Source organism: Glaciecola nitratireducens FR1064 (assembly GCF_000226565.1).
Lineage (GTDB): Bacteria > Pseudomonadota > Gammaproteobacteria > Enterobacterales > Alteromonadaceae > Glaciecola > Glaciecola nitratireducens.
This window is the reverse complement of sequence record NC_016041.1, coordinates 2,856,440-2,883,028: the sequence shown is the minus strand read 5'-3', so window position 1 is coordinate 2,883,028 and position 26,589 is coordinate 2,856,440. Positions and strand designations below refer to the sequence as shown.

Genomic DNA, 26,589 nt, shown 5'->3' with positions numbered 1-26,589 from the left:
CTAATATCCCTTTATAAACGAACGCTAAATTAAAGTCGGCTATTATAAGCATCTTTTAAAAAAAGCAAGAAAATTTATTTACGTTGTTGAAAATTATACAATATCTGAGAAAAACATTTGTTGTTTAGAGCTGAAAAATATGGAAAGATGCCGCCGCGAGGAATTGTAAACATACAAAAAGGAAGATATATGAAAAATACATTTAAATTGTTAGGCGCTGTCGTCGTTTTGTCCGCTGCTTTCTCATTCAATACTCAAGCAGAAGTCAACCCATGGCAAGACTGTGGTATCGGTGCAACAATTTTTCCTGACAACGGTACGGCATCTGCAATTTCAAATATTATTTGGGATTTAGGTACAACCGCTGTTACTTCTGCTTCAGCATCTGTTGAGTCATGCAAGGGAGCTGGTGCTCAAACAGCACAATTTATTAACGATACTTATAACGAACTTGAAGAAGACATCGTTAAAGGTAATGGCGCTCACCTTACCGCAATGATGGATATGATGGCGTGTTCAGACTCTAGTGCTATTCGTAGCGAGTTAGGTAAAGCGCTGGCTAACGATGATTTCAACTCTGCTGAAACTATCCTAAAAGCTCAAACACTATATAATATTGCTCAGTCAGCTTGCTCTGCTAGCTAATTAATTTTCCTCGCAATACAAACGGCCGCTTTTCTTGTTTGAGATGAGCGGCTTTTTAATTTATAAGACCATCAGCAATCAATATTTAAAAATGAAAATAATTTTTTTTATTATGCTCACGTTATGCTCCATGTCTGCTTTTGCGACAGAGTTGCGAGACATATCCAATTCACGCACATGGCAGAAATTGCTGCACATGAGCGGCAGTGGCTCAGATGAGCACAATCATGCCGTCGACAGCAAAAATTTGCGTTCTAGTCTTTATGATTCAGAAATTGAAACTACTGCGTTCTTTTTAAGCCAATCTGAACATGACTTTGCACATGACGAATTATTGCTAACGTTAGCAGCGATAAAAGAGGACCAAATCGAAGCAAATGGTTTTTCGTTTCGCTGCAATTATCCGGCTAGAACTTATTTTCTAGCCGAAAAGGGGTTGGTTAAAGCATTTGAATTACAAGAATGTCCTGAGCTACTAAAGTGGATTGGAAGTGAGGAATTTGATATCAGTATTGTTTATGCAGACGGTTATCTTGGCAATCCTGCTTCTTTTTACGGACATTTGATTTTAAAGTTTGATCATGAAAACGGTGCAAAATCGCTGTTAGATAACAGTCTAAATTTTGGTGCAAGCGTACCCGATAATGAAAATCCAGTTATTTATATTTTGAAAGGCCTGACAGGAGGGTATGACGCAAAATTCAGTTCGAATTACTTTTATCGTCATAACCTGAATTACCGCGAGGTTGAGTTGCGTGATTTATGGCAATATCAACTTGAGCTTTCAAAGCGTGATGAAATATTACTGGCAACACACGCATTTGAAGTGATGCGCACGAATTACACTTATTACTTTACGCATAGAAATTGTGCTTACCATCTAGCTAAAATTCTGGAAGTAATCAGTGACCAAGACTTGATTGACAATCAACATCCGTTTGTGTTGCCCATTTCTGTTTTTAAACGATTGACCGAAATTCAAATTGCGCAACAAGAGGCCATTCGAAAAATCCTCTACCATCCATCAAGGCAAACCCGTTTTCGAGAAAAGTTTGCGACTTTATCAGTGACAGAGAAGTCTTTATTACAGGAGTGGGTAGGCGTAAATCGAAAATTAAACGTAGATATGCTTGACCCTAGAAGACAAGTTGCAGTGCTTAATACCGCATACGATTATATAGAATATGTGTTGACACAATTAGATAAAGAGAGTGCTGAATATGCGTCAATGCGAAACAAAAAAACGCAGCTTCAACGCGCTCTGATTGCTTATCCTCCGCAGTATGCAGAACAAAAAATACGTACTACGGAAGATAAAGTGTTGCCGCATTCTGGGCATCGTCCGTCATTGCTAAGAGCAACAATTGGACGTGAAGCTGAACAAGACTTTTTGGAACTACAGTTACGTCCCGCATTTTATGATGAATTATCTTTAGGTGGTGGTAAATCTCCGAACTCTTCCGTGTCGATGGGAGATTTACGATTACGCTATCAAGACGGTGATTTAAGTTTATCCAGTTTAAGCTTACTGACTATTGAAACTTTCCCATTAGGTGGCAGCGGACTGCCGAATGACACTGACCTTGCATGGAAACTAAGACTGGGCGTTGAACAAAACTTTATCGATGGAGTGGACAATAGCAATGAATGGTTTGTTGAGTCTGCCGTAGGTTGGACATTCGGTAATTCACCAAACTTCGTCAGTTATGCAATGATTGAAGGTAGGGCGCAAACACCGAATAAATTGGCTGAGCGCTTTTTTGTTATGCCCAAAGTCGGATTTGTGACTACCTTGTCGGCTCATTCTAAGTTAGCTTGCTATTTAGGCTATGCTGCTTCAACCGACATTGGCGCACAAAGACATAGAAGAAAACTGTATTGCGCAACGTCATTGCTGCAAGATGAAAATCTGGACATAAGATTGAGTTACGACGCTTATTTTGAAAAATCGGTAAAGCTCGGTTTTAGTTGGTATTGGTAAGCTAAAAATTGATTCGTAACTATAGTGAAATAACAGAAATAATTTGGAAACAGGTGAACGCGAGCCAGCAAGATCAATTATATGCTTCCGATGAGAGCCCTTTACAGGCATGGTAGCGATCGCTATAGTTGCTGAAATCTTAAAAAGGATAAGTCTACATGAAATTGTTTTCCCTTATTTTAGTCTTTGTTTTTTCTAGCTTTTCGTCGCTTGCAAGCGACGCTGACTTAGCGCGCTGGCAAAAACAGGCCGGTGAAGTCACTATCACTCGCGACACTTGGGGTATTCCTCATGTTTACGGAAAAACAGATGCCAATGCTGTGTTTGGAATGATATATGCGCAAGCAGAGGATGATTTCAATCGTATCGAATTAAACTTTCTGAATGCCATGGGCCGATTAGCTGAGGCTGAGGGTGAAAAAGAGCTCTATCGCGATTTACGCATGAAGCTATATATCGACCCTGTAGACATGCAGCAAAAATATAGCGAAAGTCCTGCTTACCTGCAAAAGCTGATGAATGCTTGGGCTGACGGCCTTAACTATTACTTGCATACTCACCCTGATGTGACGCCAAAGGTGATCAGTAAATTTGAGCCCTGGATGGCCTTAACTTTTACCGAAGGCAGCATTGGGGGTGATATTGAGAGTATCAACATTAACGGACTTGCCAATTTCTATGGAGCAGCTAAAGCTGAGCCTAAGGTTGCAGCATTGACGCAAGATCCTAACGCAGAGCCACAAGGTTCAAATGGCTTTGCGATAGCGCCAGAAAACACTAAAAACGGCAAAGCGCTTCTGCTAATCAATCCGCATACCTCATTTTATTTCCGCGCTGAAGTTCATATGCGCAGCGATGAAGGGTTGAATGCCTACGGCGCCGTTACGTGGGGACAATTTTTCATCTATCAGGGCTTCAATGAAAACACAGGCTGGATGCACACGTCGAGTGGAGCTGACTTCATTGATGAGTACTTGGAAACAGTCGAAAAGCGGGCTGATGGCCATTACTATAAACATGGTGATACTTGGAAGAAACTGCGTGAAAGAGAAATCACCTTGGCCTATAAAGCTGAAAAGGGACTAAAATCAAAAACGGTTACCGCTTACTACAGCCATCATGGTCCAATAGTGCGAGAGCTTGATGGCAAGTGGGTGAGTGTCGCATTAATGCAGAACCCAATTGACGCACTCAAGCAGTCGTACGGTCGTACAAAAACCACAAACTACGCGGATTATCGCGAGAATATGCAGCTGCACACTAATTCTTCAAACAATACCTTGTTTGCTGATGCCGAGGGTAATATCGCGTATTTCCACAGTAACTTCATTCCTCGTCGCGACCCGTCCTTTGATTGGAAGAAACCCGTCGATGGTAGTAATCCAGCTACTGACTGGCAGGGTCTGCATACACTTGATGAGACCGTTGGCGGTCATAATCCTAAAAGCGGTTACTTAAACAACACAAACAATTGGCCATGGATGATGGCGGGGCCAGAGCATAGCCCTAAGGCCATAGATTATCCGAGTTATATGGAGAACTATCCAGAAAACTACCGCGGTATCCATGCTATTGAGGTGCTTGACGGCAAGAAGGATTTTACGATTGATAGTTTGGCGGCTGCGGCTTATAGCAGTCGTTTAACTGCGTTTGATGTTTTACTACCTGTTTTATACAAAGCGTATGACGCTGAGCCCAATGCAGATCTTGCTCCTCAAATAGCGTTATTGAAAGCTTGGGACCATCGCTCTGGCGTTGACTCTACAGCTACTTCATTAGCTATCATTTGGGGCCAAGAACTGCGTCGTAAAGCTGCTGATAACGAGGTTGCGCGAGCTGAAGCTGAAGGAAGAGGCCTGAGCTTTGACGAGTATGTTGCTGAATATACGGCGAAAATAGGCGTAGCTACGTTGTCAGAAGCTAAAGCGAAACTGATTGCCGACTTCGGCAGTGCAGAAACACCCTGGGGCGAGATAAATAGATTTCAGCGCTTAACTGGCGATATTGTTCAACCGTTCGATGATGCGGCTCCAAGTATTCCAGTTGGCTTTGCATCTGCTCGTTGGGGCTCGCTTGCCGCCTATGGTCAGCGCACGTTCAATGGCACAAAGCGCATATACGGGACACGGGGCAACAGCTTTGTGGCAGTCGTTGAGTTTGGTGATAAAGTGAAGGCGAAGGCTATTACTGCTGGTGGACAAAGCGGCGATCCTGCTAGTCCGCACTTTAATGATCAGGCGCCACTGTACTCAGCCGGTAAATTACGCGACGTGTACTTTTATCCAGAAGACATTAAGAAGAATACAGAACGTAAATATCATCCTGGTGAATAAATAAGGTCACCAGAAAGTTTAACGAGACCTACTGGCTATCATCGGTATCTGCATCGATGATAGACTCTTTTACAAACTCTACTTCGCGCATATCCTGTATTGCACACTCATTATTAATCGTTTGTTCCGGATCGTTTAAAAATGACAGTATGACTGTCTCAACACACTTATCTTCATAAACTAAATTATGTGACTTTAATGGCCAAACCCTTAAGTGCTGTGTTTTGTTTCGCATAGGCAGCTTCGCATGAAAATCAATAGCCCAAATTGATGGCGTAAATGGGTCGAGGTCGCCCGCCAGTATCAACACAGGTAAAGTCAACTGCTCGTGATCGAAGTTTTTAATGTTGTTCACAGCGGCCTTTATATTCCATATTTGGCATAGCTGTGGGTCGAGTTTGATTGCGGGTAGGTCGTCCCAGTAGGGCAGTTTATATTTTTTTGCATTTTCAGTCGCTAACGCAAAATTCGAAAACGGAATTTCTTCATAGCAAGCGTAACTGGAATACGCACCCTCTGAAAACCACGTGTAGTTTTGTAGGTCGATTGTTTCGCTAATCAGCGCGCTTAGTTTTGCATAGTCTTTGTTTAATGCATCTTTGATGATTTGTGGAAAAGCAAAAATAGCATCGCTGTCATAGCTGTTGTTAAATAGCGCATATGCGACTAATTCGGGGGATACTTTGACTGTCTTTTGGCCGACCGTCCAACTTTCATCGTAATAATCAACATTAAGTGTGGGCGGCTCTTGCTGTATCTGCGCCATAAACGATTCAAACAAAGTAACTGAGGCGGTTCCGTCGGCCAATCGACACCTAGGGTCGGCGTCGCATAAGGTGAATGGCTGGGTGAAAACTTGTACGCTATGCTCGGCTAATTCCGCATACGGATCAACTTCAAAAGGGTAAATGCTGTCCAATATCAGTGAAGCGGTATGTTGAGGGTATTGCTCAGCGTAGCGTAATGAAATGCGCGTGCCGTGTGAAATACCCAGCAGGTGCCACTTTTCGAATTCGAGCAATTGACGCAGCGTGTCAATATCTTTTACGGCATAGTCGGTATTATAAAAGTTGGCGTCGACCCCAAGAAGTTTCTTTCTATTGGCGCAGTTAGTGATTGTTTTAATCACACGTTTATTGTCTGGTTTGTAAGGGTATGTGGTTAGCAAATCGATTTCTAAATCGGTGATAGCAGGACAATCAAGGTCTGCGATGGATAAGCCTGACCCACGCATTTCCATTAAAATTAAAGGGCGACCATTTTGTAGAGTGCTGGTTTCGATACCTGAGTAATACATGGCGGGGTCGTCATCATATTCGTCCATCAGATAGATAGCGCTGCCAGGGCCGCCACCGCCTGTGATAACAACGGGATCGCCGGTTACTGGGCCAGCGGGTTGCAAAATCATAATAGGAATAGTCACAATGCGTGCAGGTTTTTTTAATGTGTGCGCTTCGTCAGGGTTTTCTTTAACAAATAAAGTGCCGCAATCGGCCTGATATTTATCAAATTTTTTAAGGAACGGACAAGGCTCAGTTTCAATTCGAGGTAGTATTGCTAGCGGCTTTTTTTTACTCGCAGGCTCGTGTAATTTTGCCACTTTTTCAGGTGCTAGTGTATCTTTAGGAAGCTGGTCTGGTTGTGGGTGATCTGTTTGTGCATAAAGAAAGGAATGAAAGCCTGTCAGCAAACAAAGTAAGAGCGCTATAGTATTTTTTACCTTGAATGAGCGTGAGGTCAACGACCGAATTACCAAATGGTCGCACATGATAGCGAATTTACTGAAACTGAAAATAAGTCTTTCTCCATTTATCATTGCACACCTCATGCGACATAACGCTTCAATATTATGCCGAGATACGCCTCAACTTCATAGTTAAATTGTAGACGCATGATGGTTTTACTATAAGGGCCGCACAAGCTGTTTCTTTGTCTTGAATTAAGAATACCGTCTACGCGCTATTTATCCTATAATATTGGCCATAAAAGTAGTGACTAATTCAGGTTGCTCCAACAACAATCGTTAAGAAGGAATTACCATGAATAAATTTGCAGCCCTGATATTGGTTTCATCACTTACGTTTTCTGCGGCTTCACATGCTGAAGAAAATTGGTTTGACTCTTTTAAAAGCATGTTAGGTTTTGGTGAAACTGCTGAAGAAGTTGCCGCTGAGGCACCAGTGGAAGCAGAAGCAGCAGCGCCGAGTATGATGGGTATGATTGGTGCGCTGACTGAAAATCTGAATGTCAGCTCAGACCAAGCAGAAGGCGGTATAGCCTCGCTAATGAACTATGTTAAAAATAATGTTTCAAGCGATAAATTCTCAGAATTATCATCATCGCTTCCTGGGCTTGACCAAGTGTTAAGCGCAGTACCTGAAATTACCGCGGCTTCTGAGGGCGGTATGGCCGGTTTACTTAGCAAAGCGTCTGAATATAGCGATAAGTTGAAAAGCTTAAACGAAGTCAAGCAGCAGTTTGAAGCTTTGGGACTTTCTCCTGAAATGATCACAGGTTTTATTGAACAAGCGAGAGCCTATTTGGATACGCCTCAGGGTCAGGAAGCCAGACAGTTACTGACAAGCAGCTTATCAAGTTTGATCTAGGCGCTTACAAAACAGTATGAGCATTGGAAATCAAAAATTCGGTTTTTTTATTATTAGCGTTGGCCTGTGTATGGCGTTTTTCACAAGCGCGCAAGAGCCGTTGAATGCTAAAGATGTTGAGAACCGTAAAGGTAATTTGGTGTTTTTAGTTAGACACTTTGAAAAACAATCTCCAAATACTCAAAGTAAACATACAAAAGATCCAGAGCTTACTGAGCGAGGGCTGGCTAGGGCGCAAGCCCTGGCTGCCTTCTTAGCAGAAAAAAATATCACTTCCGTATTTTCTACCAACTACAAAAGAACCTTACAAACAGCCTCGCCGACCGCAGAGCAATATGGCATCAACATCACTTTTTATAATCCGAGTGATATGGCTGAGTTTGCGCTGCAACTAACAGCGTTAGCTGGCGCTGGTAATGGCAATATCCTAGTTGTTGGTCACAGTAATACCACGCCACAGCTGCTTAAGTTGTTAGGTGGTCCAGATAAAGTGCTGTCTGAAGACGACTATGGCGATGTGTTTTATTTGTCTCTATTTGGTACTGAAAAGACGGTAGCAAATTCATTTCAACACGTCATGATTGAGTAATACTTCATTGACACTATCTGACTTTTTAAGCGCTTTTTTTGGTTCAAATCTGATCGAAATCATCGCCGCAGTTAGCGGCTTTATTTGTATTTTTTTACTCATCAAAGGCAATATTTGGAACTTTGCGTTTGGTTTTGTACAGGTCACGCTTTATGTGTGGGTGTTTTACCAGGCGAAACTCTATTCTGATGCGGGTCTGCATGTGGTTTACATGGCGCTGCAGATATATGGGTGGTGGCACTGGTCGAAACACTTGGCAACATCAACAACCGTGTCCGTTAAGAGCATGTCACATAAAAAATTAGCAGTATATTCGCTAAGTGCACTGCTCAGTGCTGCATTGCTGGGAAGTCTTATGCACACCTATACAAACGCTAGTTTTGCCTATGCGGATGCATTCACTACGTGTGCTAGCTTGGTCGCCTTTATTTTGATGACGCGCAGATATATCGTAAATTGGTTTTTTTGGATTGTCGTTGATATTGTGGCGATAGGCATTTATTTCCAGAAAGAGCTTTATCCAACGCTCATTTTATATGGGTGCTTTTTAATCATGGCTATTATTGGTCTATATTCCTGGCACAAGCAGTATAAAGCTGCGCAAAGTGCGTAGACTACGAACCACATAAAAAATCGTAGTAAAACAAAAATGAAGCCATCTTTAACAAACGTATGAGTGAAAGTATTAGTGAATAAACCATTGAATATATCTACTGCTGAGTTACGAGATGGTCAGGCTTTGTCGCAGAGTGCAGGGCAGGCTCATCAGCAAGCAGATGAGCAGTATGATGTTAGTTCGCAGAACAAGTGCGACTCTGCATCAGCAGCTATCCAGAAAGTCGTATTTATGGGCGCGCCCTCCACCGGTAAATCGACCATTTGTCAGGCTGCCGCAAAACATTTTAATACCGCACATGTTGATGAGTTTGGGCGCACCTATTGGGAGCAGCATCAAGATGATCGTCGCTTAACGCCCGAGCAACTGCTGTATATCGCAGAGGAACATATTGCGATTGAAGACCGTACCCTAGCAAAAGCAAACAAGTATTTATTTGTTGATACGAATGCACTAACTACATGGCATTTTGCACTTGATTATCATGACTCTGCTCTGCCTGAGCTTTGCGTGTTAGCTGACAAAAGCAAAGAGAGATATCAGCACGTATTCTTATGTGCTGACGACATTCCATTTGAAGATACATGGGAGCGTTCCGGTGACGTCAAACACCAAGAGTTTCAGGTTTTTATTACGAACGAACTAGAACAACGAAATATCGCCTATACTTTACTTACGGGCTCAGTGGAACAGCGCTTAGCCAAGATAGTTGAAACACTTGCTTAGTCTTTTTACAACAAAGTAATAATGATGCTTCTGCCGCCAGCATGATCACGATGCTCACCTAAATAAATACCTTGCCAAGTTCCTAGCAGCAAGCGTCCTTGGTTGATAGGGACAGAAACACTGCTTCCATATAGCGAAGCCTTAATGTGAGCCGGCATGTCGTCAGGCCCTTCATAAGTGTGTTTGTAGTAAGGCGCATTTTCCGGCACCATGACATTGGTGTGAGCTTCAAAGTCTTCTCGTACGGTGGGGTCTGCATTTTCATTGATGGTAAGAGAAGCCGATGAATGTTGAATGAAAGCGTTAAACAAACCACAGTTAACGGCAGGTAGATCAGGACACGCCTTTATTAATTCATCTGTGATTAGGTGAAAGCCACGCTTTCTTGCGCGCAATTTAACTTGATATTGATAACTCATGTAAAAATATACTGCTTGACGGTGGAGATATCTCTATACTTTATACAGTTTTTTACTGCAGTCTAGGATGAGTTAAAAATGCAGCGTAAATTTTCGGTTGTTCATTGGCGTGAAGCTTTTGTATTAAGTCGCTTCCAGCACCCTGTTTTAGCTACGGCCTTGTTTGTCGTTATTTGTTCGCTTACTCCTGCTCATGCTAGTGATGTGAATGAAGAATCGTCACTCAAAAAAACAGAGGCATCTGCGTTTGTTGAATTTCCATCGGCACCTAAAAATACACCTTACAGCATGGTTGCCGGCCTAGATTCAATGAAACCTACGTCTACATTTGTTTATGCAAATGAGCATGCCGATCAATACGCTGCCTACTGGCGCGCCGCTAATGTGAACGGCGAAACTGACAATTCTTCCAAGGGTGTTGTTGTGTTTATTCACGGTGGCTGCTGGTTAAGTGCATTTGATATGTCACATGCGTATGCGTTTGCCACTGGCGTGTCGCAGGCTGGGTATGACGTATGGTCAATTGAGTATCGGCGAGCAGGTAATGGCGGAGAATGGCCTGTTGCGCTGCAGGATATTACACTTGGATTGCAAAAGATTGAGGTACTAGCCCAAGCAGGTGTTAACTTGGAACATATCACTATCGTCGGCCACAGTGCGGGTGGCCATTTAGCAGCAATGTTGGGGCTGCAGCTAATTGATGTGTTGCCGGTTTCGGTTAAACAAGCGGATGTTATTGGTTTAGCTGCCATTATGGATGTATCGCAATATGCCAATGGTGCGAATAGCTGTCAGACGGCAACGCCCCAGTTTATGGCGGGAATGCCAGATGAACAACCTCAATCTTACTATCTGGCAAACCCTCAAAATTTTTCAGCGATAGGAGAAAAGTTGGGGCATTTCCAACTGCTACAAGGCAACGCAGACACCATCGTTCCAGAGTTGCAAGCACATCATCAAAATGCAAAAACGATAAAATTGGACGGCGTTGGTCATTTTGATTGGATCCATCCTGGCAGCGATGCGTTTAAACAGTTACTCCGTCAATTAGATATTAACGCTAAAAAGTAAATTGGCGTTCTCGACTTAATCGACGAGCTTATGTCGGCCAGCTCTAATTAGTTAATAAAATATAAGTGGTACAACACATGTCTTCAACTACATCTCACCTGCAAAGTGAGCAAGCAGCAAAGCGTCAAGCGATAGCAGATGTGCAAACGTCGAACTACGTATTTCCAAACTCAGCCCCGAATGGCGAGCATACACACGCGACGGAAAAGCTAAACAAGTCGCATGCATTGGGGCTCGATAAGCATGATCCAATTGCGCATCTAATAAAGCAGTTTGAAATCCCGTCTAACACTATCTATTTAGACGGTAATTCGCTTGGGCCTTTACCGATTAGCGCAAAAAAAGCCGCGATGGATGTGGTTGAAAAGCAGTGGGGTGAAGATTTAATTACCAGTTGGAATAAGCACGCTTGGATTGATTTACCTACCACGGTAGGCGATAAAATTGCACCGCTCATTGGCGCAGAAAAAGGCCAAGTTATTTGCTGTGATTCAATATCAGTGAATTTATTCAAGCTATTGGCAAGTGCACTGCAACTGAACGGCTCACAACGTCATATTGTGCTTTCGCAAGAAGATAACTTTCCGACCGATTTGTACATGGTTGAAGGACTGCAACAAATGTTGGGTACGCAACAGTGTTCTTTACTTACCTGTGATGCTGATGAATTGGAAACAGTGATAGTAGAAAAAGGCAGCGAAATATCTGTGCTCATGCTAACTCACGTTAACTTTCGTTCGGGTAAAATTCATGACATGCAAAAGCTAACGCAATTAGCTCATGAGCAGGGTGTATTGGTGATTTGGGATTTAGCGCACAGCGCAGGCGCAGTCCCTGTAGACTTGGATAGTTGTAAGGTCGATTTTGCGGTAGGCTGCGGCTACAAGTATTTGAATGGTGGACCAGGAGCGCCTGCATTTATCTATGCTGCGAAACGCCATATTGCAAAATTGAAACAGCCATTAACCGGCTGGATGGGACATGCGAATCCGTTTACTTTCGACCCCAGTTATTCACCCGATATGGGTATTAAAAAGTTTTTAAGCGGTACGCCCAGCGTTATCTCTATGGCGGTATTAAGCGCAGCACTGGATCTTTTTGAACGAGTGAACATGACGCAAATTAGAGAGAAGTCGGTGGCGATGACAACGTTTTACCAGCAGCTAATTGCTCAGGCTCCAAGCTTATCAGAACTCGTTCTGGCATCACCGAATAAAGCGAGTATTCGCGGTTCGCAACTTGCGTATAAACATCCTCATGCGTATGCATTGTGTCAGGCACTCATTGCGCAAGGTATCATTGCCGATTTTAGAGCGCCGGATATTCTGCGCTTTGGGTTTTCGCCAAGTTTTTTAAGTTTTGAACAGTTGTTTGATAGTGTTGAGAAGTTAAAAGTGATTGTTGAAAGTGAGCAATATAAAGAGCCTGAGTTCAATCGAAAGAATGCAGTGACCTAATACAACTCAATTCGGTGTAGTTGCCCTAGCTCATGGCCTCATCTTACGGCAATTGCACATCAATAATTAACGGTAAGTGGTCGGAGGCATTGCGAGTGAGATAGGTGCGAGGAACCTTCACATCAACTGTTTTGAAAAATAAGTTAGAAAACACATGATCAATACGAGTACAAGGAAGTCTACTCGGAAATGTTTTTAAAGGGCGGTGTCCTTTTAGCTCTACTTGAAGGTCTTGGAATTGTTTAGTGATGAGACTGTAGGCAGCTGAACGATGCGAAAAATTGAAATCGCCGCACACAATAATAGGATCATTCGGATCAACCCCCGCTAGCCAGTCTTTGCCCAATAGCGCCTTGACCTGAGGAAGCTGTTCGATTTTTCGAAAGCCAAAATGTGTATTAAAAATTTGTATATTGTAGTCGTTTAGTGCTACTGACACCCAAATTGCGCCCCTTGGTTCAAACCATGGCTTTTTAGCGATTAATGGTAGATTGCCTGCTTTAATAAGTTTGATCGGAAGATGCGTAAGAATAGCATTGCCATATTGTTCTTCTTCAACATGGATAACCGGATGAAAATGATATTCCATCTGCAAATATTTACTAATGATATGGGCTTGGTCGGCATGCTGGGTTCTGGGGCGCCCAACATCTAGCTCTTGCAAAGCCACAATATCCGGTTTGTAATGCGCGATCACTTTCGCAATGCTTTTCGGAGCAAGTTTACCGTCCATGCAAAAACAGCTATGGACATTATAGGTGAGGATCCTGAGTGAGGTTTGTTTTGGACGTTTTTGTGAACTAAGCGGCTTGAGCTGACTATTTTCAGCGAAAGGTTTTATGTTTCGACCTAATGTGTGTAAACCAATCTCATATAAATCAGCTGGCCTTAAATATGCCTTTTGCTTAACCGGCATTGGAGTGTCATAGGGTAGCAAAGCAAATGCGCGTGTTTCCTCTGGACCTGGGCCCCCATGTGAGCCATTTTCCATTGCAAATGTACAATAAGGTTTATCTGGGCTGAAGCCGCTGATCAGCAATTCGCCGGATTCAGCATGCTGACATAAACGCATAATATCCTCAGTTATCTCTTCCAAGAAAGGGTGATTTTTACCAAAAATTTTGGTTCTATCTTTTGGCAAATCATATTCCGCATTTTTAGTGAACGCCTTAATTGTTAATTCAGCGCCCCTGACATTCTCCTTGTTGCAAATAAAGATGAGAGGAATTTTGGCATCGCGCACTAAGGCCATTGCGAGTTTTTCTGTCTGTTTCCGGCTCAAAGGATGCGCCAGATAGATTGATCCTAAGGGTCCTGTTGCGGTAACGATAACTGATTTTTCTGAGGAGGGAAGCGTTGAAAATGCAACATTGTTAAACGGCGTTAATTTTTGCATCCATTTACCTCCTAGATATCTTGCTCTATGCGACTCAGTGCCCTGTATGTGAGTAATAACGGTGTCACTTGTTAGCGGCTGCTCAAAATTGGAAAATACGCGATTAATTGCCTGACTCACCGTTTCACCATATAGTCTTTCATATGGTTGCGTTTCCTCTTGCCCATGATCTGAATAAATCCAAATTTCATAGTCTTTTTGGGACGAAGATTTTGCGGCCCGCCAAATACGACCGATAGCATCATCGATGCCTTTTAAACTCCAATGGGCGAAGGCTGAACCGGGGCCACGGCGATGCGCCTGCTCATCGTAACCGAGTAGGTTTAAGTGAATAATGGGTAATCCCCTCGCTATGTCTAGCTTGGCGCCGATCGTCACTAATTCTCGCAAAAGAATACTAATAACGACTCTGGTAGGGACAAATTTTAATTCTCTCATTAGGTTTTTCCGCGCGATGATGCCGCGAAAGAAATCAACAAACGCCAGTAAAAACTCCACAACAATCAGCACGGTTACTCTGAGAAAACTATATAGATTTAACACAATAAAAATAATCATCTTCCATACTGGCGTCATTTTCATTAGTTGAGACCAGCCTATTGAAGATGCACAAAAATTAGCTTCTTTAGCGCCCCCACGGTAGATATTAGAATAGGAGCTGCCCCCTTTAAGAAGCGGTTCAGCTTGTTCTTTTAGTTGCTTTTCTACGTCAACAGAGGCCTGATATTGGTTCATCTGAACCACTTTGTCGGAAGTTTGAGATTTAAAACTAAACGCTGGAACCGCTGTTTTGACGCCATAGAAAAGTTCGGCCTGCACGGCAGGGGTGGTAGATGGTGCACCTGAGAATAATACCTCTAGTTGATAATGCTCTTTATTCATCAGTTTTTGCAGAAACGGCATACGCTTTTTGCTTAACGCTGACTTTAGCTGAGAGTAAGATAGGCCGTCTATCTGGATCATGATCAGGCCCGTTTTTACCTTTGATGGGCCCACTGGCTTGAGCCCAAGCAGACATATCAACCATTCGCTGCGATTAAACCAACCGTGCAATTTGCGAAACCATAATTCAATTTGATAGATCATTGCTTATTATCTTGTTTCAGAGCTTGCACTGCAGCCTTTAGGAAGCCACTTAAAATCTCGAATTCCGCTTTTATTAACGATGTTATTTCAGTCCAAGTCTGATGTTCAAAGCGGCGATGGACGTATTGCTTGCCCAGCAATTGATGGTAAATGTTCAATGCTTTTTGTGCACTTAAATCAAGTGAGTAATTTTCTGCTGTTTGTCGCGCGGATCGGCTCAGGTCTCTGCGTGTAGACTTGGGTAAGTTAATAAACTCGTGCAATGCCTCGGAAAACTCCTGGCTACTGGCGGATGCTGGCAACAGCCTGCCGTTCTTATTATCCTCTACCAACTCTCTTACACCTGGTGCATCGAGGGCAATCACAGGAACTCCAGCGGCCATTGACTCACTCAACACCATGCCTTGGGTTTCACTTTGAGAACTAAATACAAAAACATCCATCGCTTTGAATGCGCTTGATGTAAAGGGCTGTTGAAGAAAACCAATTTTATGCAAACGCTTGCTCAAACCAGCTTGCATAAATATTTGCAGTATTGCTGATTCTGAGGGCCCTTTACCTACTATAAGAAAGTGTGCAGAAGTTTCCTTTTGTATAAATTTCACTACTGAATGACACAAATAATCGAGGTTTTTTTCAGGCGCTAGGCGCCCTAAATGACCCACCACAAAAGCATCTTTTGGAATTCCAGCGATGGCTCGGAAGCCAGCGCCATCTCCTTGCTCAGCTTCCGCTAAATCAACTCCCGTGGGGATCACATCAATGGGGGTTCTTACTTCTCGTTGGACTAATATTTTTGCAATGCTTTCACTTGGGGCAAACACATAATCACACATATTGGCATAGCTCGTTGCTAGTTTAATAACAAAGCGCTTTAGTGTTTTGGAATCGCCTGGCACATAGTGTGAGTATTGTTCATACATAGTATGGTGCGTGAAAACTAAGGGTAATTGATAAGTGTTGGCGACTAATCTTGCTGTTGACCCGATTAAAAAGGGATGATGAGAATGAACAATATCAGGTTCGAATTTTTCTATCGCATTACCTAAAAAATGAGGAACGGGTAACACAACAGAAAAATCACTGCCATTGAAATGTTGAATAGCTGGAATGCGGATCACATTATCCTCATTCTCAGGCGTTTGTGGAAATTCCGGAGCAATAATCAACACCTTATGACCCTGATTGCGATAGTAACGGCTAAATGCGTCAACTGATCGAGCAACGCCGCCAATGTGAGGTAAATAAGTATTAGTCATCATCAAGATATTCATCGCGGCATCTCAAAAAACACGTGATTTTCATCAGTTTTAGGGTGCAGGACTTTCTGCCCAGGAAGGCGCACCTCGATGGTCGGCGCGCTAGAGTGCCATTTACTTTGCCAACTAATCTTGTGTCGCAATTGCACATTCTCAGAAGGCAGGGAAACTGGTTCAATTGTCACTGTTACATCACCAAAGGAGGTAGGAGCTGGACCAAACTTTAGGGTTTGTTGGCTGATTAGCCACTGCTCACTTATTCCCGCCCCAAGTACTAGTCGATCATGCTCTTCTCGTACAAATGTATTTCGCATGATCATGATCCAATCAGCCGCAGCCCAAACATGCTGGCCATCACCCATACAGCCGCCTCCTGTTTGCGGATGAATTGCTTCAGGCCATTGTCCTGTAGGGCTAGCGAGCTCGGCAATTCTTTGTATTAGTTGCTGGTATCGAGTGTCTCCAGCTCTCATCAATACCTGGGCAATGTGCAAGGTTAGATAGGCATTAATGCCTGAGTGCGTCATATCCTGAAAGAAACCATTGTCTACACAACATTTGTTAAGTAGAAACTCAACTGTGTGCAGAATGCGTTCATCTTTTTCACTACACAATTGAGCAGGATAAGCCATTGCTAAAGATCCGATTGCACCAGCGTCCATTCTGCGATTCGGTGCGGCAGGTATTGCGCGAGTTGCGAGGTTTTTCCCTGCTTTGTTTATATTAAGATCAACGCAATGTTGGAATTCTTTGGCAGCACGTTGATATTTTCCGCTGAGTTTGGTGTCTCCAGCCAGATTAAATAGTGTCTTTGCAGCCAGTAAACCTGCGATACCCCAAAAGTTATCCCAGTAATAGTAATTATTTGGGCCAAGGTGTTCAGCGCTAAATCCTGCAGGCAGCAGTCCGTCGTGGGCATCGCCTATGCTGGGAAGGCGTTTATTGATTATCCAATCTGCGCCACGTTTTATCATTGTCAGCCACTTGGTTTTTGGTGCTTGTCCCGTTAACTGGCAGTAGCGCTGTAAGATCCAAAGTACTTGTCCATTTGAATCCCACTCACCTTCTTGCGAATGAAAATAGCCTGACCAGTCTTGTCTGGATGAAAATTGGTCAAGCGCTTGTTCTGCTCTTTTAATTAAGCCAGTGCAGAGCAGGGCTTGAAGAACAAAAACCGCATCTCGAAACCAAAAACGTTTATACGTATAAGGACCAGGATAAATATCCTTAGATGAATGCAATAGCAGAGTTCGAAGCGCGACATCATACAATGACTGGAATGTCTTATCTGGTATTTTCAGGACCGCGGCGGTTTTTAAGTGTTGCGACCAAGGCTTGCTCTGAATATCGGTTTTACTATTTTGCTGAATAAGAGGAATATGGACGGATACCTGACCCATACCCGTGTGCGCGTCTAGCGTAAACATGGCTGCCGCTGTCAACATACCAACCCTACATTCGCCTTCCAACTGCTCAGCTTTTCCTAATTGCAATAATACATCTCCGTGCTGGAAGTCGGAAAAGTGATGGCTATCGACAGTGCGGCTGAACTCCACAATTTTATTATTATCGATTAACCATTGATTCCGCTGTTCATTTAACTTAGCAGAATCGATAAAACTCACACCCTCAGGATTATATGGACGAAGAGCAATGACTATATACGCGGGTTCATCGTAGCTGGCATCGACGTTTATGATACACGTCGGTTTACTTTTGATTAGTTGAACACTCACCTGACTTTTAAGAAAACCTTGCGAATTTTGCACTTTTGTTATGATCTTGAGCTCATTATTCAAACTTAATTTTTGTTCAGCATGTTTCTCTTTTGATGGTAGCAAAGCTTTGTTGGTAGAGGTTACTAACCAAACATCTACAGACCATCCATCAATAAACGGAGTGATTAAACCACGAGGGTCAACGATAGGTAAATCTGAGTAGTCTGGAAGACCCACCGCAGTCCAATTGCGATGGCTGAGATTAATATGTGTTATTGAAAAAGCCCTCGGGATGAAGGAAATATCTCGGGGGTCAAATTGTCGCTCAATCCAAAACGGCCATACCCAATCTAAGTTATGCTGTATTACTCTGTTATTGATTAAGCCGCGTGCGTGCATGAGCGCACCGGCTCGGAGGAGTTCAACAGGTTCATTGAATTCAGACGGTTGAATAAAGCGTTGTAATTGACTTAATAGGTTAATCGGATCTAAAAAACCATGCCGTCTAGCAGCATACTTGACCAATATTTTCCAAGGTACCCACCTAAACGACATCATCTTTACCCTTGAGATTATGTTGGCGAGATTCATAACGAGTCAGTGCTTTCTGAGAAAGCCGACTGATATAAATCACAGCAACAAGTAAAAATAATAGTGCGAGTGCATAGAACAACAATATTTCATTGGTCGCCACTAAATCGCCGCCAATCAACATATAAATATCGTTAGCAAGCGAGCCCGCATAAACAATAAAAACCGTATTCGGAATAATTCCAATAAACGTACCAATGATAAAATCTGAAAAAGAAAAAACGGGCTGCTCCGAATAGATAATTTGAGAGTTTCAGCGGAAAGAAGGGAACCAATCGGGTTAATAACACCACTTTCCATCCAACCATGACAAATTCCTCATTGATTACTTTCATTTTCTTGTGGCTATGCAAATAGTCTTTCACTGACTGCTTAAATAAATGTCGCGAAATGAGAAAAGCGATTGCTGCGCCAAACGTCGTTGCTACCATAATGATTATGGAACCCATCAATGTGCCAAATAGAAAACCAGCACTGAGAGTCAAGAGAACGCTAGGTAACAAAAACACGACGAACAGCATGTCTAGGAAAATAAAAATAATAGGAGCCCATAGGCCCAGATTTTGTAAGCGATTGACAAAGTTAAGCAGTGGGATCTGCAAATCAAAGTGTAATAACAGTGATAAAATTAGACCTGTCAGCAAAGTACTAGGAACAATTAACCATAGCATTGATGAAGTTTTCGTCATTTGCACTCCCCCGATAAAAAAGTATCTTAAATCCTTGTTTTCAACGCTCCTTGATCTTCATCAATATTTTTTATCATTGTATTTTCACGTTCAACGTTATTAACTGCAGGGGCATTGGTTATAAAGAGGTTTGACTTAATTTTACCAAGGCGTGAAATTTTATATTCCATTTCACGGTTTATATACTTATCCTGTTAGCGCAGGTCATTTTAAAAAAGCGCTTTTTAAAGCTATTATTTATATTATGAGGATTTACCTATGAAAACTAATTTAGCCGTCGCCGCAGCACTAGCCACTATTATGACTTCGGGCGTAATCGATATTGCAGAAGCCGCAGACAAGCAAAAGAAAGAGAAATGCTACGGCGTTTCCGCAGCGGGTCAAAATGACTGCGCAAACTTAGCTGGCACGCACAGCTGTGCGGGCCAAGCAAGCACTGATAACGATATTGGTGAATGGCGTCTCGTACCAGGCGGCACGTGCAAAGAACTCGGCGGTTTTGATCGTAAAGAAGCCAAAGAGATGTTTAAAGCAATGCAAGCAAAGAAAAACAGCTAGTAGATACGAAATTTACATATTTACTCAAGCATTCAGCGTATGACACATATGTATGAATAGCAGTCGAAAAACAAAGCCCAGCAGCCTTATTGGCGTTGGGCTTCGTCATTCTCACTATTCAGAAGCTTTGGCGCCTAAAGGAGCACCTGAGAGAGCCGGAAACTCACAGTACGAGGAAGACGGCACCCAAACCATCGATTTTGTCGAAGTGCATGCCGAAAATTTTTTTGCTGCAGGCGGTGCAACGCATGCGCTAATTCATGAAATTGCGCAGGCCTATCCACTGAGCGTACACGGTACGTCTTTAGGATTAGGCTCTACGGTACCGGTCCCTGAGACTATTTTGCAGCAATTCACCAAGTTAGTAAAAAGCACACAACCCATGCTGGTATCAGAGCATTTATGCTTTAACCGCGCTGATATTAACGGCACCGTATTGCATAGCGGTGACTTGCTTCCTATTCCCTATAATGGCGATTCACTGCGCACTATCGTTGCGCATATTCAGCAAGTACAAGAAAGTATTCAACGCCCTTTATTGATTGAAAATTTATCTGCTTATATCACGCCAAACCAGCTATTAGCGCATAGCAAAGACGATATGACGGAGTTTGAGTTTTTAGTGAGTATGTGTGGATCGGCAGGGTGCGGTTTATTGCTCGATTTGAACAACCTTATTATTAACGAACTGAATAGAAAAACGGCGAATCCCCTTGATGTTATTCAGGAGCGATTGCATGCATTACCGCCTCATATTGTGGGTGAAATCCATGTAGCAGGCTTCACCGACCAGCAGCAACTGTCAGCAAGCGCTAATGAGGCCAGTAGCCAAGCTCAGTTTATTATTGATGATCATGGCGCGGCAGTTTCTGAGCAATGTTGGCAACTATACGAATATGCGCTGCAAAAATTTCCGGGAACGCCAACCCTAGTTGAGTGGGACACTGCCATTCCCGAATGGTCGGTATTGCTAAATGAAGCTAGCAAAGCTAGGGCGATAGCTCAGGCCATTACGCGATGAACCAAGATAATTCAAATCGAGATAGTGCGAATGTAAATAGTGCGAGCATAAATAGTGCGATAGGAGAAAGCGCGAATCAAGAGTACCAGCGGCAGTTGGTTGCGAAAATCTTTCAAGTTGAGCCTTCACGGAATGTGGAAGACAACCCAGTAGATGCAGATAAGCCAAAACCACAAAACATCATGACAGCAAAAGCCTCTAATTCTCCAATCAAGACGGCTACTGAAACGGCGCTCAATGTATACACCAACAACTTCATCGAAAACGGCATTCGCGCATTAAGCATCACTTTTCCGACCGTTGAAGGTTTTATAGGTGAGGACAGCTTTAGAATGCTGTCGCGGCGCTTTCTAAAGTACGAAACAAAAACTAGCTTTGATTGGGCTGAATATGGCAGCAGTTTACCGGTGTTTATTGCAGATCAAGAGGCGCTGGAGGAATACCCATTTTTAAGTGAAGTTGCAGAGCTTGATTGGGCAATACACAAAGCGCAGCGTGAACCAGACAAAACATTCGCGGCAGCAAGCTTTGCTCTTCTCGAAAGTGGAGATACGAGTTTACTTCGCTTTTTACCCGCACCTGGTTTGCAGGTGCTCAAATTTTGGTTCCCAGTAAGCGATTTGTATCGTCTTATACATGACCCATCTTTGCAGTCAGCACAAGGTGCGTTAGCTCGACAAACATTGTTAACAGAAATAAAGATATCCATAAGCAGTGCAATAAATAACGCATCACCAAGGTCTCTTATTCTGTGGCGCCCAGAATACAAAGCGCAGTTTGAATATTTGTCAGAAGCTGAGTCTGATGTCATGCAGCAATTAGTTGAGCAAGCCTCTGTCGACGAGATTATCGACAGCATTGGTAAGCATAATATTGACCTCGTAGCGTGGTTAAGCAAAGCAATATCGAATAAATTCATTTTTTGTGTAGCATAGAAATCAACAGTGCGGGTTTCTAGAATTTTGGAAGACCGGCTAGTAGCCGTGCTAAACGAACATATATACGTTGTGACCTATGTTTATATTCGCTATTGTCGGTGGGGAATTTGGCTTTTAAAGTAACAATAATCTGAATGAATGAGAAAAGTAGGGTGTGCTTATGCTAGATGTTTTCTATCTCATTTTGGGAGTTGGACTGCTTACTGTTGGTGGCAACTTCCTAATTCGAGGCGCGCTTGGTATTTCTATGCGAGCGGGTATATCACCGCTACTTACCGGACTCGTGATTGTTGGTTTTGGCACTTCAATGCCAGAACTTGTCGTGTCGGTTGGTGCAGCGTTAAGCGGGCAGCCTGATATTGCTATTGGCAACGTTGTTGGCAGTAATATTGCGAATATTCTATTAGTTTTAGGACTCTGTGCTGCTATTACGCCGCTTTTTATTTCAGCATTGTCACTTCGCCGTGATGCTGTGGCGGTAATGGCTTCAAGCTGTCTATTTATGTTAATTGTGCTTGACGGCAGCCTAAGCTGGATTGACGCCACTATTCTATTAAGTGCGCTCGTTGGCTATTTGATTTGGGCTTATCGTACTGAGAAAAAAGCAAACATGCCTTTGGCTCACGTGCTTGAGGATGAGATAACTGAGGATGAGGTAACTGAGGATGAGATAACTCAGATAGCCGTAAAACCTAAAGCGATTATTTGGACTGTTGCTGAAACGATAGGCGGTTTAGCACTGCTGATAGCAGGCTCCCAGATTTTACTCAAAGGCGCTGTTGGTATTGCCATTGGATTGGGTGTGTCAGAGGCTGTGATTGGACTAACATTAGTGGCGGTGGGAACCTCCTTACCTGAACTGACAATTTCAGTTATCGCAGCCTTTCGCAAACATGCAGATGTAGCGATTGGCAATATTCTTGGTAGCAACATTTTTAATCTATTGGGCATACTTGGTGTGTCTGCAATTTTACAGCCTATTGCTGTTGCAGGAAGAGTCATAACCTTTGACCAATGGGTCATGCTAGGCTCATCTATTTTACTGTATATCTTCCTACTCAGTGGCCGCAAGCTCAGCCGAGTTGAAGGTGGCCTTTTGTTGCTCGGATATTTTGCCTACATCGCGGTGAGCTATATCTATTTTCCAAACTAAGAACTTAGGCGTAGTGAATGATCAACAACAGTGTTATAAAAACGCTATGTTGACTATACTGTGTTGAAAGCTTCTAGGTTTCGATTTGAAATACAGGGCTCCACATTCTCCATCAAGGACCATAAATGAGTTTATTGAGCTCTGTCGCGATATTTTTAGGCGCTACGCTAGTTGCTGTTCCCTTATTCAAAAAGTTTAAACTCGGCGCCATTCTCGGCTATCTGATTGCCGGCGTCGTGATTGGCCCTTCTGTATTCAATCTCGTTAGCGATCCCTACACTATTTTACACTTTGCCGAACTAGGTGTTGTGCTGCTGTTGTTCGTGATTGGTTTAGAACTTGAACCCGCGACACTTTGGCGCATGCGCAATCAAATTGTTTTTATTGGTGGTTCGCAGTTATTGATATCAGCGGCAGCGATTGGTTTATTTTGTCACTACGTAGTGGGTATTAATTTTGCCGCTAGCTTAGTGATTGGGCTTGGTTTAGCGCTTTCTTCCACGGCATTCGCTATTCAATTAATGAACGAACAACGGATACTGCATACTCTGCCAGGCCAGAAAGGCTTTTCAATCTTATTGATGCAAGACGTTGCCGTTATCCCCATTTTGCTTCTAGTAGCAGCGCTCGGTTCGGCACAAACTGAATCAGCGCCAGCTTGGTACATCAGTGTGGGCGCTGTTGTTGGCGTATTACTAGTGGGACGCTTTCTAGTTAACCCATTGCTGAGGGTGGTAGCGCGCTATGGCAGCTCCGAAGTGATGACAGCAGCTGCGTTATTTATTGTGTTAGTGACCGGTATGGCAATGGACCAAGTTGGGCTATCGATGGGCATGGGGGCATTCATTGCTGGCATTTTACTTGCGGACAGTAGCTTTAAGCATCAGCTCGAAACGGAAATTGAACCCTTTAAAGGTTTATTGTTAGGACTCTTTTTCATTGCGATTGGGATGAACTTGGACCTGCAGCTACTGTTTAATGAACCTGTTTTCATTGTGAGCATGAGTATACTGCTAGTTATTGTGAAAGCGGCGATTATCTTTTCTATTTTACGTGTGTCTAAAGAAAGATCGACCGATTCGATGCGCATTGCAATCATGCTATCACAAGGCGGTGAATTTGCTTTCGTGGTAATGACGCTAGCCCTGTCGAATACGGTTTTGGACGCCTCTATTGCCGGTCAAGTGAACCTGATTGTCGGCTTATCTATGGCCCTCACTTCACCCGCAGTGATTGTTTATAGTCTGTTCTTCAACACTAAAAATTGTCCCGCAGTTTACGACTCTTTCACGGATACCTCTGAGCCCAAGGTAATCATTGCAGGCTTTGGTCGTTTTGGTCAAATTACGGGGCGTATTTTGGCAGCCAACAGCATTCCTTTTACGGCCATGGACAAAGATGCAGAACACATCGAGTTTGTTCGTCAGTTTGGCAATAAGGTGTATTTTGGTGATGCCACGCGTATTGACCTCTTAAAGAAAGCCGGCATCGAAAGCGCCAGGGTATTGCTAGTTGCGATAGACAACGCCGAGGAAATTACCGAGCTTGTAAAGCTGGTCCAACACGAATATCCAAAGGTGAAAATAGTTGCTCGGGCGCGTAATCGAATGCATGCTATTGAATTGTCTAAACTGGGAGTGAGCTACTTTGTCCGTGAAATTTTTGACAGTGCATTGTCTGCATCAAAAGAAGTGCTCAAAGCCTATGGCTATACACAAGGGCAAGCCGACGGCATGGCCACAATTTTTTCTGAGCACGACAACAAAATGCTCGACCGTGTAATAAAAGAAAACCTTGGCCTCAATGATATGATAAAAAAGACGAAGCAAGGCAGAGAAGAACTGCAGCAGCTGTTTGAAGAGGATAAACAAGACTAGCGGCAGTCCCTTAATGTATAGGATGAACGCCTGAGAGTGGAATTCATCGTAAACTCATGTGCTGCTTGCTAAGATTTGATTGTTATTGCTTTAAGAAATGCATGTCGCGATATTCGTGCCGCTCCTTTTCTGCGGCAACGAAGGGATGCATTTTCAAACCGGTCACTTCATTTTTAAAATTAGTTTCGATTATCAGAAAGGCATCTGAAGCCGCGTTTTTATTGTCCCATTCTACTTTGAAGCGGTTTCCTTCGTAAGGAGTGACGCTGCCCTTGAGCGTGATCATGCGTTCAGATTCTATGCGCAAAGTACCTTCATTAAGCCGGCCTTTCGCTGTTTCAGGTGCCGTAATTTTCATACTGCCAAACCAGGTATCTTGATAATTGCCAATTAATTGTTGCTGACTCACTCGCATCGGTAGCGAAGGCTCAGGCACGGGCTGGTAATTGGCAAAATACTCAGCTTCCTGCTCCGCCTGTAGATCGAAGAAGGCCTGAACCCAATCATTAGGCGTTGTGTCAGGGAGCCTTTGGATTGGAATGAATGATTTCAAAATGTGCTGCATCACTGAGGAACGAGCTCCGTAATTAGACCCATTATTTAATACAACAACGCCTACCTCGAGTTCCGGTAGCAAGGCCACATAAGCTTGATAACCGGAGAGTGTGCCTGTGTGCGAAACCAGCTTGTAGCCATGCATGTCGGCAATGCGCCAGCCATAGCCATAAGTATTGAATAAAGTACCGTCTAGCGCTTCCTCACTGTCGCTTACATCGAGAATTGTGTTTGGTGACCAAAGTGCATCCAATACATCCCTCGAAAACGGCAGGGTGTCAGGTGCTAAATGCGCTTTAACCCAATTACTCATGCTCTTGGCGTTGCAAACAATTCCCCCTGCGGCAACAGACATTTGCTGTGCTTGCTGAATGCTGTTTCTGGGGATTGCATAAACACCTTTTTCATCATTATGCGCATAACTCATTGCCGTATTGTTTAATTTCTTTGCCGGAATGTCGCCAGCGAAACAGGTCATATCAAGAGGGTTAAAAATGAATTTTTCAACGAAATCACCGTAGCTCATACCAGACACTTTGGCGATAATCTCTCCAGCGCTAATGTACAGCACGTTGCTATATGCGTACTGTGATCTAAAGCTGGTTTGTGGCGTTAAGTAGCGCAGGTTGTGTATGACTTCGCTGCGTGAGAAGCCTGAGGGCTCTGGCCAAATCATGCTGTCACCAGCGCCAGAAACCAAGCCGCTGTGATGTACCAGCAAATCTTTAATGGTGAACTCACGCGTTACCCAAGCGTCCTGCATTTGAAAGTTGGGCAGATACTGTGTGACCTTATCGGTCCAAGTGAGCTTGCCTTGATCGACTAAAATGCCAATCGCAGCGGCGGTGAATGCTTTGCTAGTGGAAGCGAGTCGAAAATAGGTTTCAGGGGTAACGCGGCTATTGTCTGCAATATTACGCAATCCCGCACTTTCTAAGAAAATAAGCTTGCCCTTATGAACGACTCCAACAGACATACCGGGCGTATAGAAAGTACGTAGCGCTTTTTGCATAAGCTGTTTGGTGGCAAGTGCGTCAAAGCGAGTAGGCTCCGTTTCGCTTATATCCGCTGTTAAAATAATGCCATCATTTAGAGGGGCTGAAGCGAGAGAAATTGCGGGTAAAGTAACGAGAAGGACCCACAAAGCAGCAAGGAACTTGGTATGCATGATGCCCTTTGAGCTTGTGTTTTTATTCAATGAAACACAGCTATAGTCACTGGATTTTCTAATTCTAATGAGCTTCAATCCGTTCATAGTGGGTTCCGCCGATATTAATTGAGTCGTTTAAGTGATGCCTTTGTGCT

22 protein-coding genes are annotated in these 26,589 nt (G+C 43.3%); 14 read left to right on the top strand and 8 right to left on the bottom strand.

Annotation, left to right across the window (positions count from 1 at the left end; all coding sequences use genetic code 11):
* The first annotated feature begins 189 nt into the window (after nucleotides 1-189).
* From GNIT_RS12400 to GNIT_RS12390, 3 genes are all read left to right on the top strand, one after another.
* Entirely contained in the window at nucleotides 190-645 is a 456-nt protein-coding gene (locus GNIT_RS12400; RefSeq protein ID WP_014109580.1) for a DUF3015 family protein, read from the top strand.
* Nucleotides 646-736: 91 nt separating this feature from the next.
* Nucleotides 737-2,626 (top strand): Lnb N-terminal periplasmic domain-containing protein, encoded by a 1,890-nt coding sequence (locus GNIT_RS12395; protein ID WP_158307653.1) that lies wholly within the window; start codon nucleotides 737-739, stop codon nucleotides 2,624-2,626.
* A gap of 158 nt (nucleotides 2,627-2,784) precedes the next feature.
* Nucleotides 2,785-4,959, top strand: coding sequence for a penicillin acylase family protein (locus GNIT_RS12390; RefSeq protein ID WP_014109578.1), 2,175 nt, complete (start codon nucleotides 2,785-2,787; stop codon nucleotides 4,957-4,959).
* Between the two features lie 28 nt (nucleotides 4,960-4,987).
* On the opposite strand, the gene GNIT_RS12385 is transcribed toward GNIT_RS12390, so the two are convergent.
* The gene (locus GNIT_RS12385; protein ID WP_014109577.1) at nucleotides 4,988-6,775 is read right to left on the bottom strand and encodes an alpha/beta fold hydrolase; all 1,788 of its coding nucleotides are present in this window, start codon (nucleotides 6,773-6,775) and stop codon (nucleotides 4,988-4,990) included.
* Between the two features lie 223 nt (nucleotides 6,776-6,998).
* On the opposite strand from GNIT_RS12385, the gene GNIT_RS12380 reads away from it, so the two are divergent.
* The 4 genes from GNIT_RS12380 to GNIT_RS12365 all read left to right on the top strand — a co-directional run bounded on the left by GNIT_RS12380 (nucleotide 6,999) and on the right by GNIT_RS12365 (nucleotide 9,496).
* On the top strand, nucleotides 6,999-7,565 hold the full coding sequence (locus GNIT_RS12380; RefSeq protein ID WP_014109576.1) for a DUF2780 domain-containing protein: 567 nt from the start codon (nucleotides 6,999-7,001) through the stop codon (nucleotides 7,563-7,565).
* Between the two features lie 16 nt (nucleotides 7,566-7,581).
* Nucleotides 7,582-8,154: a SixA phosphatase family protein gene (locus GNIT_RS12375; protein ID WP_014109575.1), complete on the top strand. Its 573-nt coding sequence runs from the start codon at nucleotides 7,582-7,584 to the stop codon at nucleotides 8,152-8,154.
* On the top strand, nucleotides 8,147-8,767 hold the full coding sequence (gene pnuC, locus GNIT_RS12370) for a nicotinamide riboside transporter PnuC (protein WP_238526896.1): 621 nt from the start codon (nucleotides 8,147-8,149) through the stop codon (nucleotides 8,765-8,767). Before GNIT_RS12375 ends, pnuC begins: the two co-directional genes overlap by 8 nt.
* A 75-nt stretch (nucleotides 8,768-8,842) precedes the next feature.
* The gene (locus tag GNIT_RS12365) at nucleotides 8,843-9,496 is read left to right on the top strand and encodes an AAA family ATPase (RefSeq protein ID WP_238526895.1); all 654 of its coding nucleotides are present in this window, start codon (nucleotides 8,843-8,845) and stop codon (nucleotides 9,494-9,496) included.
* Between the two features lie 5 nt (nucleotides 9,497-9,501).
* On the opposite strand, the gene GNIT_RS12360 is transcribed toward GNIT_RS12365, so the two are convergent.
* On the bottom strand, nucleotides 9,502-9,915 hold the full coding sequence (locus tag GNIT_RS12360; protein WP_014109572.1) for a secondary thiamine-phosphate synthase enzyme YjbQ: 414 nt from the start codon (nucleotides 9,913-9,915) through the stop codon (nucleotides 9,502-9,504).
* 78 nt (nucleotides 9,916-9,993) lie between these two features.
* Here GNIT_RS12360 and GNIT_RS12355 point away from each other — a divergent pair, with 78 nt between their 5' ends.
* Both GNIT_RS12355 and kynU read left to right on the top strand, forming a co-directional pair.
* Entirely contained in the window at nucleotides 9,994-10,986 is a 993-nt protein-coding gene (locus GNIT_RS12355) for an alpha/beta hydrolase (protein ID WP_014109571.1), read from the top strand.
* Nucleotides 10,987-11,063: 77 nt separating this feature from the next.
* The gene (gene kynU, locus GNIT_RS12350; RefSeq protein ID WP_014109570.1) at nucleotides 11,064-12,443 is read left to right on the top strand and encodes a kynureninase; all 1,380 of its coding nucleotides are present in this window, start codon (nucleotides 11,064-11,066) and stop codon (nucleotides 12,441-12,443) included.
* A 43-nt stretch (nucleotides 12,444-12,486) separates the two neighbouring features.
* On the opposite strand, the gene GNIT_RS17930 is transcribed toward kynU, so the two are convergent.
* The 5 genes from GNIT_RS17930 to GNIT_RS12330 are packed head-to-tail and all read right to left on the bottom strand — an operon-like array spanning nucleotide 12,487 to nucleotide 19,182.
* Nucleotides 12,487-14,925, bottom strand: a complete 2,439-nt coding sequence (locus GNIT_RS17930) for an endonuclease/exonuclease/phosphatase family protein (RefSeq protein WP_083822452.1) — start codon at nucleotides 14,923-14,925, stop codon at nucleotides 12,487-12,489.
* The gene (locus GNIT_RS12340; protein ID WP_041246421.1) at nucleotides 14,922-16,199 is read right to left on the bottom strand and encodes a glycosyltransferase; all 1,278 of its coding nucleotides are present in this window, start codon (nucleotides 16,197-16,199) and stop codon (nucleotides 14,922-14,924) included. Before GNIT_RS12340 ends, GNIT_RS17930 begins: the two co-directional genes overlap by 4 nt.
* The gene (locus GNIT_RS12335; RefSeq protein WP_041246420.1) at nucleotides 16,196-18,460 is read right to left on the bottom strand and encodes a hypothetical protein; all 2,265 of its coding nucleotides are present in this window, start codon (nucleotides 18,458-18,460) and stop codon (nucleotides 16,196-16,198) included. Before GNIT_RS12335 ends, GNIT_RS12340 begins: the two co-directional genes overlap by 4 nt.
* Nucleotides 18,447-18,617, bottom strand: a complete 171-nt coding sequence (locus tag GNIT_RS18190; protein ID WP_014109565.1) for a hypothetical protein — start codon at nucleotides 18,615-18,617, stop codon at nucleotides 18,447-18,449. The genes GNIT_RS12335 and GNIT_RS18190 overlap by 14 nt, the downstream gene beginning before the upstream one ends.
* A gap of 10 nt (nucleotides 18,618-18,627) precedes the next feature.
* A complete protein-coding gene (locus GNIT_RS12330; RefSeq protein WP_014109564.1) occupies nucleotides 18,628-19,182 on the bottom strand; it encodes a TVP38/TMEM64 family protein in 555 nt (184 codons plus the stop codon).
* A gap of 258 nt (nucleotides 19,183-19,440) precedes the next feature.
* On the opposite strand from GNIT_RS12330, the gene GNIT_RS12325 reads away from it, so the two are divergent.
* From GNIT_RS12325 to GNIT_RS12305, 5 genes are all read left to right on the top strand, one after another.
* The gene (locus GNIT_RS12325) at nucleotides 19,441-19,740 is read left to right on the top strand and encodes a BufA1 family periplasmic bufferin-type metallophore (RefSeq protein ID WP_014109562.1); all 300 of its coding nucleotides are present in this window, start codon (nucleotides 19,441-19,443) and stop codon (nucleotides 19,738-19,740) included.
* 52 nt (nucleotides 19,741-19,792) lie between these two features.
* Nucleotides 19,793-20,761: an MbnB/TglH/ChrH family RiPP precursor modification enzyme gene (locus tag GNIT_RS12320; RefSeq protein WP_014109561.1), complete on the top strand. Its 969-nt coding sequence runs from the start codon at nucleotides 19,793-19,795 to the stop codon at nucleotides 20,759-20,761.
* A complete protein-coding gene (locus GNIT_RS12315; protein WP_014109560.1) occupies nucleotides 20,758-21,696 on the top strand; it encodes an HvfC/BufC family peptide modification chaperone in 939 nt (312 codons plus the stop codon). The genes GNIT_RS12320 and GNIT_RS12315 overlap by 4 nt, the downstream gene beginning before the upstream one ends.
* A gap of 163 nt (nucleotides 21,697-21,859) precedes the next feature.
* Nucleotides 21,860-22,852, top strand: coding sequence for a calcium/sodium antiporter (locus tag GNIT_RS12310; protein ID WP_014109559.1), 993 nt, complete (start codon nucleotides 21,860-21,862; stop codon nucleotides 22,850-22,852).
* A 125-nt stretch (nucleotides 22,853-22,977) separates the two neighbouring features.
* The gene (locus GNIT_RS12305) at nucleotides 22,978-24,729 is read left to right on the top strand and encodes a monovalent cation:proton antiporter-2 (CPA2) family protein (protein WP_014109558.1); all 1,752 of its coding nucleotides are present in this window, start codon (nucleotides 22,978-22,980) and stop codon (nucleotides 24,727-24,729) included.
* Between the two features lie 82 nt (nucleotides 24,730-24,811).
* Here GNIT_RS12305 and GNIT_RS12300 read toward each other — a convergent pair whose 3' ends face one another.
* The gene (locus tag GNIT_RS12300; RefSeq protein WP_014109557.1) at nucleotides 24,812-26,539 is read right to left on the bottom strand and encodes a serine hydrolase; all 1,728 of its coding nucleotides are present in this window, start codon (nucleotides 26,537-26,539) and stop codon (nucleotides 24,812-24,814) included.
* Between the last annotated feature and the right edge of the window lie 50 nt (nucleotides 26,540-26,589).